Origin of the sequence: Natronoarchaeum sp. GCM10025703, assembly GCF_042661985.1 — an archaeon.
Classification (GTDB): domain Archaea; phylum Halobacteriota; class Halobacteria; order Halobacteriales; family Natronoarchaeaceae; genus Natranaeroarchaeum.
In genome coordinates this window covers 2,600,796-2,615,597 of record NZ_JBHSZF010000001.1, presented here as the reverse complement: position 1 = coordinate 2,615,597, position 14,802 = coordinate 2,600,796, and the positions used below count along the sequence as shown (strand labels likewise).

The following is a 14,802-nucleotide window of genomic DNA, read 5'->3' as shown; positions in this document are numbered from 1 at the left end:
GACGGTGCGCAACTATTGCCGGATGTTGCGGAAAATAGGTATGGCATATATACACTTTATATTCTTGTATTTATTTTGACACACATATAGACAACTTTTACCATCAACGACGACCGCTCCTCCAGTATGAGCACGATCACGGGTGAACGTTCGGACAGTATCGAAGAACCACTCTCGGATACGGAATACCGCGACCGCCTGCGCGAACTCCCACCAAGTGCGAAACTGATCGCCAAGGTACTCGAAACGGAGTCGCCTCTCTCGCAGGGCCAACTCGCCGAAGAATCGCTCCTGCCCGACCGCACAGTTCGCTACGCGCTGAACCGCCTCGAAGAGGTCGATCTGGTCGGGTCCCGTTACAGTTTCCGCGACGCCCGCAAACAGGTATACTACCTTCACAACTAGGCCCTTCTCGGTGAGCGTTCGTCCGACTGCGTTTCCCCGAGTAGTCTCCCACAACAGTTAGCACTCTCGACGGATAGTCACGAACGAACCGGTATACAGGTGACTCATCCACCTTTCGACGCCGACCAGAACCGACCCGGAGGCGATACACCACGTGTACGAGCAGAGGGCCCTCCCTTCGAGTTCGCCGACGTCGTCGTTTCACAGGGAGGCCGACAGTGATTTCATCCGCTCGCACGAAGCATCGTCGATGACAGCGGTTCGACGCGTTCCGATCGAAGCGTCCCCGCGAGTCCCGACTGGGTCGACCAACGCCTATGTCGTTGGCCACGACGGCGGCGTCCTGGTCGACCCGGCCGACCGTACGGCAGCGCTCGACGAGGTCGTCGAAGAGCGCGAACCCTCCCGACTGCTCGTCACGCATACGCACCCGGATCACGTCGGCGGCGTCGCTGAGTACGCCGCCGAGTACGATCTGACGGTTCTCGCACGGGCCGGCTACGAGACGCGTTTCGAGCGGGCGACCGGGATACCCCCGGACCGGACGATCCGCGACGGCGCTCACGTCGACGCGGGGGAGTACGGACTCCGCGTGACTGCCACGCCGGGCCATGCACCGGATCACGTCGCACTCGCCGTCCGCGGCGCTCCGGAAGACGTCCTCCTGACCGGGGACCTCGCCGTCGCCGACGGGAGCGTCTTCGTCGGCGGCCCGGACGGGGACATGCGCGGCTATCTCAGCGCTCTCCGTCGACTGCTGGCACGCGATCCGGATCGGCTGTTCCCGAGTCATGGCCCCGTCATCGACGATCCAGCCGAGACGCTCGCGCGGCTTATCGCACACCGGATCGACCGCGAGCGCCGCATCGAGCGGGCAGTCCGGGCGGGCGCGAGTACCCCCGACGGAATCGTCGACGAAGCCTACGAGAAATCGCTCGACGGCGTCCGTGATCTGGCGCGCAAGACGGTGATCGCCCATCTCGAAAAGCTCGCCGTGGAAGGCCGTGTCAACTGGGCCGATGGGGTCGCCCGGCCTCGCTGAGGGATCCGATTGCTCGATTCCGCCGGGCGTGCCCGTCGAGTAGAACGCTTCCTCACCTCACAGAGAGCGAGGGGCTTTTGCCCGCTCGGCCGCTCGCTCGGGTATGGATAGCCTCGAAACCGAACTGGAGCGCGCGAGGGCGCTGACGTCGGCGAACTGGCCGACGCCATCGAGACGATCGGTTTCGAGTGTACGCGCTGTGGTGCCTGCTGCAAAGCCGACGACGAGGACCCACACACTGCGACGGTGTTTCCGGACGAGGTTCGAGAGCTACAGGACGAGGAGTACGACTGGCGGGACGTCGCCCGGCCGATGCCCTACGGCATCGAAGAGGGCGAGGACGGGCCCGAGGGCGAAACCTTCGAGTGGGCCCTGGAAACCGACTCGTGTGGGAACTGTACGTTTTACGAGGAGTCCGCGGACGGTACGGGAGCGTGTACGGTCCACGACGACCGGCCCCTGATCTGCCAGACGTATCCGTTCAGCGTGGCGCTCGGGGGCACCAGCCAGCCGATGGGTGAGGCCGTCGACGAGGCCGGGATGGTCCGGGCACACGAGTGTGAGGGGTTGGGCCGGGAGATTAGCCGAGAAGACGCCGAAGAACTCGCGGCGGCGTTACAGGAGCGAGCGATCAGAGAACTGCAAGAAGCGATCGGAGTGCGTGACAACTACGCGCCGGTCGAGGCCGACGGCGTTGTCGTCCACGACTCCGAAGGAGCGAAGGATCGGGCTGGCGACAAGATCGACTAGAAGTCTTCTTCGACGATTTCGCCGACTGCAAAGTTCGATTTGACTTCCGTGATCTCTACTTTGACGCGCTCGCCGACCTCGGCGTCCGGGACGATGATGACGTAGCCCCGCTCGACGCGGGCGATTCCGTCGCCCTGCTTGCCGATGTCCTCGATCTCGACGTAGCGCGTCTCGTTGATCTCGACCGGCGGTTGTGGCTCCGGTGGCGCTCCGGACTCCTTCGACTCGCTCTCCTCGTCCGTCTCGGTCTCGCGTGCAATGAGCGCAACACGGTAGGTGTCGCCGGCATCGATCTCACCGGTCTCCACTTCCCGCCGCGGGATCTCGACGACGTAGTTGTCCTCCTCGGCTCGTACCTCAGCACTGAACAGACACAGCAGTTTATCAGATATCTCCAAGTTCAAATACCTCCATGCAGACCCTGGCAGCCATTCGTAATAGTAGTGTCGGCGAAAATATGTGCTGAAACCGCTCAACAAAACTTTCTCAGAGTTTTCGAGTCGGGTTCTACAGGAGCACTCAGCGCCGGGGTACAGTGGCTATATCAGTCAGCGCCTTCGGGCCGCCCCGCACGAGTGAACTCGGTCAGGTCCACCTCCGCCTCTATCTCCGCCGGAGTCTCGTACGGGCGATTGACGACGATATCGCCAGCCCGCTGTTTGCCGATACCCGGAATCGCTGTCAGTTCGTCCATCGAGGCCGCGTTGACGTCGAGCGGGTAGGGAACCCCGGTCACCGACCGGTAGCCGTGATCGACAACCGCGATGTCGATCTTCCGGTCGAGTTCGAGTTCGCCCGGGATCCCGACCAGCAGGGGGTAGGTGCCGAGTTGGCGGCCGAACGTCTTGCCGTCCTGATGATACTCCAGGTGGACGTCCGGCAGGCGCGTCCCTGGGGACACGAGTCGCTGGAGCATCGGGTTGTCGATCTCTTCGCGAACTTCGCGCTTGTACTGTTTGAACTGCTTTTTGTGGTCGCGAGCGATCTCGGCGCCGGTCTCGGACATGTCGGTTCCGGCAAAGGCCATTACCTGCCGGATGTTGACCCGACGGAGCATGTAGCCCTCCTCGTAGACCCGGTGCAGGAAGCGCTTGTTGTGTGCGAACGTCTCCTCGCGCTCGCCCTTGAGACCGTGGACGAGGTTGATACCGGGAAGGAGTTTGGGGAGGCGGTTGGAAGCATCTGCCCCCCACGACGGCCCGGAGCCTGGCTCTTCACCCGGTCGCCACCCACCCTCCTCGTTGACGATCCGTACCGCTTCGAGACACTGGTCGGCGGTGACGTTCAGGTTGTTGTCGCTCATCACGTTCGGATCGGCGGATTCGAGGCCGAATGCGGCGGTGTCGCCGGCCGTGTTGTGCTCCGCGATGATCCGGATCCCCTCGCGGGCTAACTCCGGCCACTTGACGACCGTGATCGGATTCATGTTGTCGAGGTGGAGGGTCTCCAGATCCGGGGCGACCTCACGGATGCCGGCGTAGAGTTGGCGGAGCGCGTCGGGATTGGGCTTCTCGCCGTCCCCGCCGTACGCGAGGATGTCGGCCTGCCGGCCGAGGCGGAAGTGTTTCACGCCGTAGTCCGCGAGCAGGTCGACCTCGGTGACGACCGACGGCGGCGGCCGGAAGTCGGGGTCGCCGTAGAGCGGTTCGGTACAGAACGAACAGCGGTACGGACAGCCACGGGAGGTCTCCATCTCGCAGATCAGGTACTCGGGATGGTTCGGGTGCTGTTCGACGATGAAGGTGCCGTCGGCCGCCCAGCGGTCGATCTCCTCGTTCGAGCGCATCCGGTTGCCGAAGCCCTCGAGGCCGCTCTGGACGAGGTCGTAGGCCGCCGCCTCGATGTCGCCTTTCGCCACGAAATCATAATCCAGATCGTCGCGCTCGGTCTCGATGCCCCCTCGTTCTCGTCGCCGACGCCGAACTTGACGGGGCCGCCCATCAGGGTCGTGCCCTTGGCCGTCCAGGCGAGTTCGCGGACCTCGTCCGGTTCGGCGGGTGTCCCGCCGACGTACTTGCCGGGGACCGTGATCCCGCCGACGTAACAGAACAGATCGGCGTTGGCGACGTCTGCCCACTTCGAGCGGTCGTCGCGGAGTTCGTCGATGGTGTGATAGGTGATCTGCTCGCGGGGCACGCCGGCATCGACCAGCGCCCCGGCGGTGTAGCGCGGATACGTCGAGATATACGGCGGAACCCCGAAATGGGCCGGTTCGTCGACGTAGCCGTCGACGATGGTCACGTCGAGTGTTGCGGGGTCAGTCATATCTCCTGATACAGCCTCGATGGGGAAAACCCATGCGAAAGCCCCCTGCGCCACAACCGCTACGGCCCCGTCGCGGCGAGTAAGGTTCTATTTACCTATTTCGGAGACGGCGACAGCGTCTGACGACTGTCTGACGCCCGAGGGGAAAGATAATTAACCTCCACTTAGTAACAGTGGGCAAGAATGGACTCAATCGTGGATGATGCCATTGACGAGGCCGAGGAGGGGGAGGAGGGGGACACGGAGCGAGGCAGCGCCACCCAGGACGTTAACCCGTCGGGGACGATGACCGACGACGAACTCGAAGACGTTCTACAGGACCTACAGACTAACATCACAGTCGTCGGCTGTGGCGGCGCGGGCGGCAACACCGTCGACCGGATGTTCGAGGAGGGGATTCACGGTGCGAAACTGGTCGCCGCGAACACCGACGTCCAGCATCTCGTCGAAATCGATGCCGACACCAAGATCCTGATGGGCGAGCAGAAGACACAGGGCCGCGGTGCTGGCTCGCTGCCGCAGGTCGGCGAGGAGGCCGCCATCGAAAGCCAGGAGGAGATCTACGACGCCGTCGACGGCTCCGATATGGTCTTCGTCACGGCAGGGCTCGGCGGCGGCACCGGCACCGGTAGCGCACCGGTCGTGGCCAAGGCGGCCCGGGAGAGCGGCGCGCTGACCATCGCCATCGTCACGACGCCGTTCACCGCTGAGGGGAGGTGCGGCGGACCAACGCCGAAGCGGGGCTCGAACGGCTTCGCGACGTCGCCGACACCGTCATCGTCGTCCCGAACGACCGACTGCTCGACTCGGTCGGCAAGCTTCCCGTCCGGCAGGCGTTCAAAGTCAGCGACGAGGTGCTGATGCGCTCGGTCAAGGGAATCACCGAACTCATCACGAAGCCCGGTCTGGTCAATCTGGACTTCGCCGACGTCCGGACCGTTATGGAACGCGGCGGCGTCGCCATGATCGGCCTCGGCGAGTCCGACTCCGACTCGAAGGCACAGGACTCGGTGAAGACGGCGCTCCGATCGCCGCTGCTCGACGTCGATATCTCGGGCGCGAACTCCGCGCTGGTCAACGTCACCGGCGGGTCGGACATGTCCATCGAGGAGGCCGAAGGTGTCGTCGAGGAGATCTACGACCGGATCGACCCCGACGCCCGGATCATCTGGGGGACCTCCGTCGACGAGGAACTCGAAGGCATGATGCGGACGATGATCGTCGTCACGGGCGTCGACTCGCCCCAGATCTACGGGGGAGCGACGAGGAGGAAGCAGAGGCCGAGACCCAGCCCCAGCAACAGCCTGCAGAGCAGGTCGAGGACATCGACTACGTCGACTGACACCGCTCCGTCCGTTTTCCGAAGTAGCTGGTTCAGGGCGCTCCAGTACAACTCTCTCCTATGAGCGACAGCGCTTCGTCCGCGATCCGCGTCGGCGTCGACGTCGGTGGCACCTTTACCGACGTGACGCTGGTCGATGCGAACGGCGGGCTGACGACGGCGAAAGTCCCCACGACCGATGACCAGAGTGAGGGCGTCCGGGCAGGCATCGAGAAAGCCTGCGATGGGGCCGGACTCGATCCCTCGGAGATCGACCGGTTTCGCCACGCGACGACGGTCTCGGTCAACGCACTGCTCGAAGGCGCGGGTGCGACGACCGCGCTGGTGACGACCGAGGGGTTCCGGGATGTGGCCGAACTCGGCCGCCAGGATCGGCCGTCGCTGTACGATCTCTCCGATCGGCCGCCAGCGCCACTGGTCCCGCGCGAGCGCCGGTTCGAGGTGGATGAGCGCGTCACACCCGAGGGCGTCGAACAGACGGTCGATCCGGAGCAGGTACGCGACCTCGCTACCCGGATTCCGGACGATATCGAGAGCGTCGCGGTCTCGCTCTTGCACGCCTACGCCGAACCGGCGAACGAGCGCGTCGTCACGGACGTCCTGCGCGAGGAGCTGCGGTGCCGGTCTCCGCCAGCCACGAGGTGCTTGCGGAGTTCCGCGAGTACGAACGCACCGCGACGACGACAGTCGACGCCTACGTCAGGCCCACCATCGAGGCGTACCTTTCCAGATTGACCGAGCGCGCGGCCGACGCCGGCATTCCTGCGCCCCGCGTGATGCAGTCAAACGGCGGCATCGCCGACGCCGAGACGGTCCGGTCCCGTGCCGTCACCTCTGTCCTCTCCGGGCCCGCCGCGGGCGTCGTCGGCGCGCGAGCAGTCACTGACCGCCTCGACCGCGCGGATCTCGTCACGTTCGACATGGGCGGGACCTCCAGCGACGTGAGTCTGATCCGAGCGGGAGCGGCCGAGCGGACGACCGAGGCGACCATCGACGGGCGACCGATCCGGGTCCCAGTTGTCGACGTCAACACCGTCGGTGCGGGCGGCGGCAGCATCGCGTGGGTCGACGCGGGCGGCGCGCTCCGGGTCGGTCCCCGATCGGCCGGCGCGTCGCCCGGACCCGCCTGCTACGGCCGCGGCGGCACCGATCCGACAGTGACAGATGCCGCCGTCGTGCTCGGCTACGTCGGCGCGAGTACTGAACTCGGCGGCGAACTATCGATCGATCGTGAGGCCGCAGTAGACGCACTCTCACGGCTCGCGGACGAGGCCGGGATGGACGACGCACTCGCGGCGGCGGAGGGCGTCTACGAGGTCGCAAACGCCAGTATGAGCCGACCGATCCGCTCGGTGACGGTCGAGCGCGGGCACGATCCCCGCTCGTTCGGGCTGGTAGCCTTTGGCGGCGCGGGACCGATGCACGCCGCCGCGCTGGCCGACCGACTCGACATCGACACGGTGGTCGTCCCGCGGGCGTGTGGCGTGCTCTCGGCGTACGGACTGCTTGCGGCCGACGAGAAACACGATGCCGTCCGCACTCATCGTGAACGGCTGGATACGCTGGATCCGTCCACGGCGGGGTCGATTCTCGATGACCTGCGCGCGGACGTGCTGGCATCGGCGAGCGACCCGGACGCCGCAGCGGTCGAGTACGCCGCGGATCTCCGGTACACCGGGCAGAGCTACGAACTTGCCGTGGAGATCGCAGCGGAGCGGATGCCGTCGATCCCGCAGCGCTCGAAGGTGGATTCCACGCTGCTCACGAGCAGGCCCACGGCTACCGGATGGACGAACCGGTCGAACTGGTCAATCTCCGGGCGACGGCGACGATCCGCGAGTCGCCGCTGACCGTGGCGTACGAACCGGCAGGAGAGCCGCGGACCGGCGAGCGCGAGACCCGCTTCGGCGGCGAGTTCCACAGAACGCCGGTGTACGACCGGGAAGCGATCCCCCGGGCACCGAACTCCCCGGGCCCAGAATCGTTGAGGGTGCGGAAAGCACCATCGTGGTCCCCCCGGCGTGGACCGGAACTGTCGAACGCGACGGAGCGCTCGTTCTGGAACGAGGTGAGACCGATGCCTGAGTCGTTCGATCCCGTCTCGCTGGAGATTCTCCGGAACCAGCTAGAGGGCGTCGCCGAGGAGATGGGCGAACTGCTGATCCGGAGCGCCTACTCGCCGAACATCAAGGAGCGCCGGGACTGCTCGACGGCGCTGTTCGACGCGGCCGGTCGACTGGTCGCCCAGGCCGAACATATCCCGGTCCACCTCGGCGCGATGCCCGAGGCCGTCGAGGCCGTGCTCGACCGGGATCCAGCGCCCGGAGACGTCTTCGTTCTCAACGATCCCTATGCGGGCGGCACCCACCTGCCGGACGTGACGATGGTCTCACCGATCACGGTCGAGGGGTCGATCATCGCCTACGGTGTCTCCCGCGCCCATCACGCCGACGTCGGTGGGATGTCTCCCGGTAGCATGCCCGCCGGGGCAACAGAGATCGTACAGGAAGGATTACGGATCCCGCCGACCCGACTCGTCGACGGTGGCGACCCACGCGAGGAGGTTCGCGCCCTCCTGTTGTCGAACGTCAGAAACCCGGACGAGCGCCGGGCCGACCTGCGCGCCCAGCGAGCAGCAAACGACCGGGCGGCCGAGCGCGTCGCGGATCTGGCCTCCGAGTACGGCGTCGACCGGCTCTGGGACGGCTTCGCCGCAGTACAGGAGTACTCTCGCCGTCGGATGGCAGAAGAGATCGGGTCGCTCCCTGACGGCACCTACCACGCTACGGACGTGCTGAGGGGGATGGCCAGACCGACGAAGAGATCCGGATCGAGGCGGCTGTCACGGTCGATGGCGAGTCGCTCTCGGTCGATTTCAGGGGGACCGATCCACAGGTCGGCGGCAACGTCAACGCCCCGCTTGCAGTCGCGAAGAGCGCAGTCTACTTCGTCGTCCGCTGTCTCACTGATCCGGAAATCCCCGCAAACGGTGGCTGTTACGATCCGCTCTCGATCAGCGTTCCGGAGGGGACGTTGCTGAATCCGACCCCGCCCGCGGCCGTGGTCGGCGGGAACGTCGAGACGAGCCAGCGCGTCACCGACGTCGTCTTCGCCGCCTTCACCGACGCCGTCCCCGACCGGGTCCCGGCCCACGGACAGGGGACGATGAACAACCTCGTCGTCGGGTCAGACGAGTTCACCTACTACGAGACGATCGGGGGTGGCGGCGGTGCACTGCCCGACGCCGACGGGATCGACGGGCGGCAGGTCGGCATGACGAACACGCTAAACACGCCGGTCGAGTCGATCGAGACGGAGTATCCGCTGCGCGTCGAGCGGTATCGCCTCCGTCCGGACAGCGGCGGCGAGGGGCAGTACCGCGGTGGCTGGGGCGTCGAGCGGTCCATCCGACTTCTCACCGACGCCACAGTCTCGCTACTTACCGAACGTCGGTCGGTCGCACCCGCAGGAGTGGCCGGCGGCAAGCCTGGGGCGACGGGCGAGAACCTGATCGACGGCGAACCGGTACCTGCCAAGACCACCCGCTCGCTCTCCGCCGGAACGACGGTGACTATCCGGACACCGGGTGGTGGCGGCTACGGCACTCCCGATGACCGCTCGAACGACTCACGCCGAGACCAGTGACGAGCAGCGCGAGTCCGAGAGCTGATATTTCGATTCCGGAACACGTCATCGACGGGTAGAAAGATAGAAAAAGGCCCCTCTGCTAGATGCCACATAACCATGGACGTCCCTCTAGATCTCACATCGTACGTACGGGTCCTCAAGATGGCCAGTACGCCGGGGTGGGACGAGTTCTCACAGGTCGCCAAGATCGCCGGTGCCGGCATCCTCGTCGTCGGACTCATCGGCTTCCTCATTGCCGCGATAATGCTGCACCTGGTGCCGCCGTACGAGGGCGGCTTCTTCCTTGCAGCAGCCCTCATCGGAGCGTGATCCCGGATGGGAATCTATGCAGTCAAAACGACCGCAAGCCAGGAACGCACCGTCGCGGACATGATCATGACCCGCGAGGAGGACGACATCCACGCCGCGCTAGCACCTGACTCGCTGACCAGTTACGTGATGGTCGAGGCGGACGACGACGCCGTCCTCTCGCGCGTCCTCGACGAGATCCCACACGCCCGCAGTATCGTCCCGGGCGAGAGCGGCGTCTCGGAGGTCGAACACTTCCTCTCGCCGACGCCGGACGTCGAAGGGATCGCCGAAGGAGACATCGTCGAACTCATCGCCGGGCCGTTCAAAGGCGAGAAAGCACAGGTCCAGCGGATCGACGAGGGGAAGGACCAGGTGACGGTCGAACTCTACGAGGCGACGGTTCCGATTCCGGTGACCGTTCGAGGCGACCAGATCCGCGTGCTGGATAGCGACGAGCGGTAGGCTGTTCCACGGTTCTGTACTCCGAGCGGCAGACTGTTTTCGGTTTTCCCACTCCGAGTAGTAGCCGGTCCGACGGTTCTGTGCTGTGAACACGGAGCGCGAACGGAGTGTTAGCCCGGATTCTTTGACGAAGTGAAGCAAGGGAACCGCACGGGGAGTAACAGATGGCCGCGTGCTACAGCGAATCGCCGTCGTTCAGACGCGCAACGACTTTCTGGAGATCCGCGGTGTTCTCGACTTCCGCTTTGATTTCCTCGCGCTCGCGGACGTCGTCCGAGTCCGCGTCGTACGCGCGGACGTACTCGGCACGAGTGTGTTCGTTGAAGGCGTGGCGGAGCGCCAGATAGCCGTCCGGCACGACGACGCCACAGACCTTGCACTCGCGGCGCTGGTGCTCGCTCGTCTGGTGGATGATCGTATCTTCGACCTCCTCGAACACCTCGCCACAGCCGTTGATCCCGCATGCCCAGGTCATTACTACACTCGTCTCCGGCGAGGGAGTAAAACCCTTCGGCACTCAGGCCCGCTCACGGTCGAGAGTCCTCGCGCGCTCGCTGATCCAGCCGATCCCGGCGAACTCGTAGGCGCGGTCGAGTAACCACATGTACAGGACGATCCCCTGAACGAGGAAGACGTTCGTCAGCAGGAAAAACAGCGCCTCCTCGATCGGCAGGCCGGCGATCGTGAGTCCGGTCGTGTATATCTCCGAGATCGACCAGATCCCGAGGTCGATCGCGATCCGGTCGGCAACACAGAGGTACAGCGTCGGAACGGCAAGCGCCACCGCGACGAGACGCGGGACTTCCCGGAGCAGGTACGTGATACCGAACGCCCACTGAATGGCGAGGATTGGGCCCGCCCAGAGTAATAATGAACCGAGGTAGAACGTCGACGCGGTTCCCATGAGGACCCACCCCAGCGCGCTGACCCCCACCCCACCGAGTGCGCCCAGGATCCTGTGCGAGACTGGGATCAGCAGCGACCGATCCTCGACAGTCAGGAACTGGAACAGCCAGAACGCCGTCAGGACTGGCTGGAGAATAAAGAAGAGATACTCCTCGATCGGCGTGTGCCAGATCGTCGCGAGGACCGCGCCGTCGCCGTACCACCAGACCCCACGCGGGATCAGCAGGTTCGTCCAAGGCGTCGTATAGACGAGGGCGAGAACCAACATGATGATGAGCCCGGAAAGCGGTGCTCTCCCCCAACTGGCACTCTCGCGGCGCGCTGCCAGCCAGCCCAACAAAAGCAGCGGCGGGAGGATAAACACCAGGTGAAACCCCAGATAGGTGAGTGGAGGGCTCATCGCCGATCACCGGCCAGATGTCGCGAGCCCTCCCGCAGGGAACGGGGACCAGTGCTCGGACGACACCTTCCCAGAGCGTGGCAAGGGCTGTGCCGGTGAGTGCGATTTCTCATTACAACTTCGGTTGCAACCCGGTGTACTAATGAACTTTACCTTACTAGTTAGGGTCGATATACGCTTCGACGAGTTTCCGCTCGGCCGCCCGCAAGTGCTGGTGGAACGTCTGGCGGGTGATCCCCAGCGTGCTCGCGACCTCCTCGCCGTCGACCTCCCGCGGCCACTCGAAGTAGCCGTTCATATGTGCCGTTTTCAGCGACGTGCGCTGTCGCTTTGTGAGACGGTCGTCGATTTCCGAGGTGAACTCGCGGGAGGTCTCCTCCCGTTTGTCGCGCTCGCTTTTCGATCTGAGTTCGACGCGGTCGTATAGCGACTCCAGAAGTTCGAGCACTGATCGAACGTCGTATTTCGGAGGGACTTCGAGCGAGAGCGTTGCTCTCGTCGGTTCTGCCGTGATGTTGACGACCGATACACCGTAGTCGGCGATCCTGTCGAACGGCTCTTTCGAGGACATCTCGATTGCGAGGGTGTACCCATCCTCGGTCTCGGATATTTGGCGGACGCTCTCGACGAACGGAAGCGTGAGCAGGTCGCTCCGATCGCCCTCCACTCGCGGCGTCCGGATATACGCTTCACAGTCGTCCTCGCCCGTGAGTCCGACGTACTCGACGTCGCTACCGAGCACCTCCGAGAACGCCGAGAGCGGGAACGAGCGGTCGTAGATCTCGACTTCAGCTCGATGACGTTCTCCGTCGACAGTATCCGCGCCGTTTCGACGGCGTTCAGGCCGCTCGCGATCATCTGGCCGATCGACGCGAACAGTTGTTCCTCGCGGCTATCGAGGGCATCCTCGCTGTCGGCGTAGACGCCCAGGAGGCCGTACCGTTTCTGTTGGTAGATAAGCGGTACGACGGCGAACCGTCTGGTCCCGACCGATGCTGGATCCAGAACACTACACTGTTCGGCTTCGGCAGCACAGGACTCGACTTTCCCGGATTCGAGCGCGTCCTGTAGGACGGTCGGCATGGATTCGACGGCTAGCTTCGAGTCGATATCGCCGACAGTTCCCGAGGAAGCGGACAGCTGAAACGTGGTATCTGTCGGGTTCGTCGTTCCGATCCAGCTTGCGACGTAGCCTTCCGAATCCACTATCTCGTCGCACACCTCCTGCATGATGATTTCGCGTTCGTTCTCCTCGACGAGGATACGCGAGATTTCGCTGAGAAGCCCATTGACACGCGTGATAACACGTTGAAGCACGGTTCGCTCCGTCGCTAGCTTCTCTGCACGTTCTTCCGCGAGTCGTTCGGCGGTCTTCCGGTCGGTGATGTCGTTCTGGAACCCGACGTAATGAACGACTTCTCCATCGTCGTCGTGGATCGGCGCGACCGTCAACTGGTTCCAGAACGGCGTTCCGTCGCTTCTGTAGTTTCGGATCTCGACGGTCACTGGCTCCTCCTCTGCGATCGCGTTTGACAGTTTTTCGACAGTCTTTGGATCGGTCTCGGGTCCCTGCAGTATCCGTGGGTTCCGTCCGAGCATGTGTTCTTCGTCGTAGCCGGTTAACTCGGACCACGCCTCGTTAACGAACACGAGCGGGTTCCCCGAGAGGGACGGATCGCTCATCGTCATTCCGATCGGTGCCTCGTGGGCCACCCGGGAGATCTCCTCGGGCGTCGGTCTGTGATCCGAGATATCCTGCTGTTGTACGGGGAGTCCTCTCGACGACGTGACGTCGTCTACCTCCGAGCGCAACTGACGCAAGGACTCGGACCCGTTTTTGCGGAGGAATCGGCTGACACCGTTCTCGAAGGCTCGGGTGGTTACCCCCTGCTCGTCAGAGTCAGTAAAGAGGACCACCGGAAGTTCCGGGTAGGCTTCTCGTACGGCCGACAGGAGGGCGACCCCGTCGTCTCCCGGCAGTTCGTACTCGCTCACCAGACAGTCGAACTGATCGCCGGAGAGTTTTGCCAGCGCGCTCGTCGCGCGTTCTACGCGGACGACCTGACACCCCGCCTTATCGAGGGTATCCTCGATTCTATCGGCCCCACTATCCGGATGTACCAGTAGTGCCCGGGCGCTGACATGGGTATGAATTGGTTCCGATCGAATAATATCTTCGGGTATGTCACCTCTGACACATTATTGTATAAAAACAGCCGTTTATGTCCCAGAGCGTCTAGGTATTGCGTTTGTTGCGATCTATAAAGGATAGCAGCGCGAGTACCCCGACCCACCGTGGTCGGGGGTGAAGCGCGTCACAACACGAACTTTTAACAAGTTCCAAATCATACCAGAATACACTGCAGTCGTCCAAACTCACCCAAACCTTGTCGTTCGGACTAGACATCCACACGGGGAGTGACGACGACCTGCAAACCGGCTGTCTCGAATCACGACGTATCCGCAACGAAACCAACCGCCTCGACCGACAAGGCGGTGACTGGAGTGACATCAAATCAACTGTCGTGGATAACGCGAACCACGTCAAAAACACCAGTCAACTCATCGTTGACAAGGCACTGGGGAAATCGAAACGTACCACGACAACAAAGACGACGATGGGGGTCGGCCATACCCCTACATCGACGGGATGTACCCGATGGTGATGAACCACGAAGAAGGCTACCGCCTATTCCCCGAAAATGGTGGGTTAATTCGGTTCCGAGTCACGGCCACGAGAGGCACCCACGTCAAAGGTGAACTCCGTGGCAGCCCCGACCACTTCGACCGACTCCAGACAGCGTTCAACGACGATGAGTGGCGGGTTGGAACGGCTGAAGTTGTTCACAAACACGACGAGTGGCGGCTCCACGTTACCGTCACACACGAGACGCATCGAGTGGCCAACAAAGTCGATGCAGATACGATTGTTGGCGTGGATGTGAACGAGGACTGCATCGCTCTCGCTGCGATGAGTCGTGACGGCGCAATAAAGGACTCAGTAGTGTTTGAGTATCCGTCGGTGAAAGAACAGCGCCACGAGTTTTTCACCAAGCGAAAGCGGATGCAGAAAGCAGGACAGACCGCGTTCGAGACGGTCGTTCAAACTGAAGAACGCGACTATGTTCACGACTGTCTGCACAAAGTATCGCGTCGAGTAGTTGAATGGGTGTCGCAGTTCACGAACCCGCTTTTTGTCTTTGAAGACCTCAAAGACATGCGAGACTCCATCGACTACGGAACGCGAATGAACCGTCGCCTCCACTCACTGCGTTCGCTGCACTCCAAAAC

The 14,802-nt window shown here is 63.4% G+C and carries 9 protein-coding genes and 7 pseudogenes; 10 read left to right on the top strand and 6 right to left on the bottom strand.

Features of this window, described 5'->3' with window-relative positions; translation table 11 throughout:
• The first annotated feature begins 126 nt into the window (after positions 1-126).
• The 3 genes and pseudogenes from ACFQH2_RS14675 (at position 127) to ACFQH2_RS14665 (ending at position 2,197) form a co-directional block, all read left to right on the top strand.
• Positions 127-405, top strand: a complete 279-nt coding sequence (locus ACFQH2_RS14675) for a MarR family transcriptional regulator (RefSeq protein ID WP_377054845.1) — start codon at positions 127-129, stop codon at positions 403-405.
• A 250-nt stretch (positions 406-655) separates the two neighbouring features.
• Positions 656-1,447, top strand: coding sequence for an MBL fold metallo-hydrolase (locus ACFQH2_RS14670; RefSeq protein ID WP_377054843.1), 792 nt, complete (start codon positions 656-658; stop codon positions 1,445-1,447).
• A gap of 103 nt (positions 1,448-1,550) precedes the next feature.
• Positions 1,551-2,197: pseudogene (locus ACFQH2_RS14665) on the top strand (YkgJ family cysteine cluster protein).
• On the opposite strand, the gene ACFQH2_RS14660 reads toward ACFQH2_RS14665, so the two are convergent.
• Together ACFQH2_RS14660 and ACFQH2_RS14655 are read right to left on the bottom strand one after the other, a co-directional pair.
• On the bottom strand, positions 2,194-2,595 hold the full coding sequence (locus ACFQH2_RS14660; RefSeq protein WP_377054839.1) for a TRAM domain-containing protein: 402 nt from the start codon (positions 2,593-2,595) through the stop codon (positions 2,194-2,196). The pseudogene ACFQH2_RS14665 and the gene ACFQH2_RS14660 sit on opposite strands and share 4 nt — an antisense overlap.
• 146 nt (positions 2,596-2,741) lie before the next feature.
• A pseudogene (locus ACFQH2_RS14655) lies at positions 2,742-4,462 on the bottom strand (radical SAM protein).
• A gap of 183 nt (positions 4,463-4,645) precedes the next feature.
• Between ACFQH2_RS14655 and ftsZ the strand changes: the two are divergent.
• The 5 genes and pseudogenes from ftsZ to ACFQH2_RS14630 all read left to right on the top strand — a co-directional run bounded on the left by ftsZ (position 4,646) and on the right by ACFQH2_RS14630 (position 10,205).
• Positions 4,646-5,804, top strand: a pseudogene (ftsZ, locus tag ACFQH2_RS14650) (cell division protein FtsZ).
• A gap of 60 nt (positions 5,805-5,864) precedes the next feature.
• A pseudogene (locus ACFQH2_RS14645) lies at positions 5,865-7,889 on the top strand (hydantoinase/oxoprolinase family protein).
• Positions 7,882-9,449 (top strand): annotated as a pseudogene (locus tag ACFQH2_RS14640) (hydantoinase B/oxoprolinase family protein). The pseudogenes ACFQH2_RS14645 and ACFQH2_RS14640 overlap by 8 nt, the downstream one beginning before the upstream one ends.
• A 99-nt stretch (positions 9,450-9,548) precedes the next feature.
• Positions 9,549-9,761, top strand: coding sequence for a protein translocase SEC61 complex subunit gamma (locus ACFQH2_RS14635; protein ID WP_377054828.1), 213 nt, complete (start codon positions 9,549-9,551; stop codon positions 9,759-9,761).
• A 6-nt stretch (positions 9,762-9,767) separates the two neighbouring features.
• On the top strand, positions 9,768-10,205 hold the full coding sequence (locus tag ACFQH2_RS14630; RefSeq protein ID WP_377054826.1) for a transcription elongation factor Spt5: 438 nt from the start codon (positions 9,768-9,770) through the stop codon (positions 10,203-10,205).
• A gap of 175 nt (positions 10,206-10,380) precedes the next feature.
• On the opposite strand, the gene ACFQH2_RS14625 is transcribed toward ACFQH2_RS14630, so the two are convergent.
• The 3 genes from ACFQH2_RS14625 to ACFQH2_RS14615 all read right to left on the bottom strand — a co-directional run bounded on the left by ACFQH2_RS14625 (position 10,381) and on the right by ACFQH2_RS14615 (position 12,253).
• Positions 10,381-10,680: a DUF7565 family protein gene (locus tag ACFQH2_RS14625; RefSeq protein WP_377054824.1), complete on the bottom strand. Its 300-nt coding sequence runs from the start codon at positions 10,678-10,680 to the stop codon at positions 10,381-10,383.
• A gap of 42 nt (positions 10,681-10,722) precedes the next feature.
• Positions 10,723-11,511, bottom strand: coding sequence for a lycopene cyclase domain-containing protein (locus ACFQH2_RS14620; RefSeq protein ID WP_377054822.1), 789 nt, complete (start codon positions 11,509-11,511; stop codon positions 10,723-10,725).
• 157 nt (positions 11,512-11,668) lie between these two features.
• Complete coding sequence (locus tag ACFQH2_RS14615) at positions 11,669-12,253, bottom strand: bacterio-opsin activator domain-containing protein (protein WP_377076876.1); 585 nt, start codon at positions 12,251-12,253, stop codon at positions 11,669-11,671.
• A 54-nt stretch (positions 12,254-12,307) separates the two neighbouring features.
• Here ACFQH2_RS14615 and ACFQH2_RS14610 point away from each other — a divergent pair, with 54 nt between their 5' ends.
• Positions 12,308-12,433, top strand: a complete 126-nt coding sequence (locus ACFQH2_RS14610; RefSeq protein ID WP_377076875.1) for a hypothetical protein — start codon at positions 12,308-12,310, stop codon at positions 12,431-12,433.
• On the opposite strand, the pseudogene ACFQH2_RS14605 reads toward ACFQH2_RS14610, so the two are convergent.
• Positions 12,412-13,605: pseudogene (locus tag ACFQH2_RS14605) on the bottom strand (PAS domain-containing protein); the annotation flags it as partial. The gene ACFQH2_RS14610 and the pseudogene ACFQH2_RS14605 sit on opposite strands and share 22 nt — an antisense overlap.
• A 556-nt stretch (positions 13,606-14,161) precedes the next feature.
• On the opposite strand from ACFQH2_RS14605, the pseudogene ACFQH2_RS14600 reads away from it, so the two are divergent.
• Positions 14,162-14,785: pseudogene (locus ACFQH2_RS14600) on the top strand (IS200/IS605 family accessory protein TnpB-related protein); the annotation flags it as partial.
• Positions 14,786-14,802 lie beyond the last annotated feature (17 nt).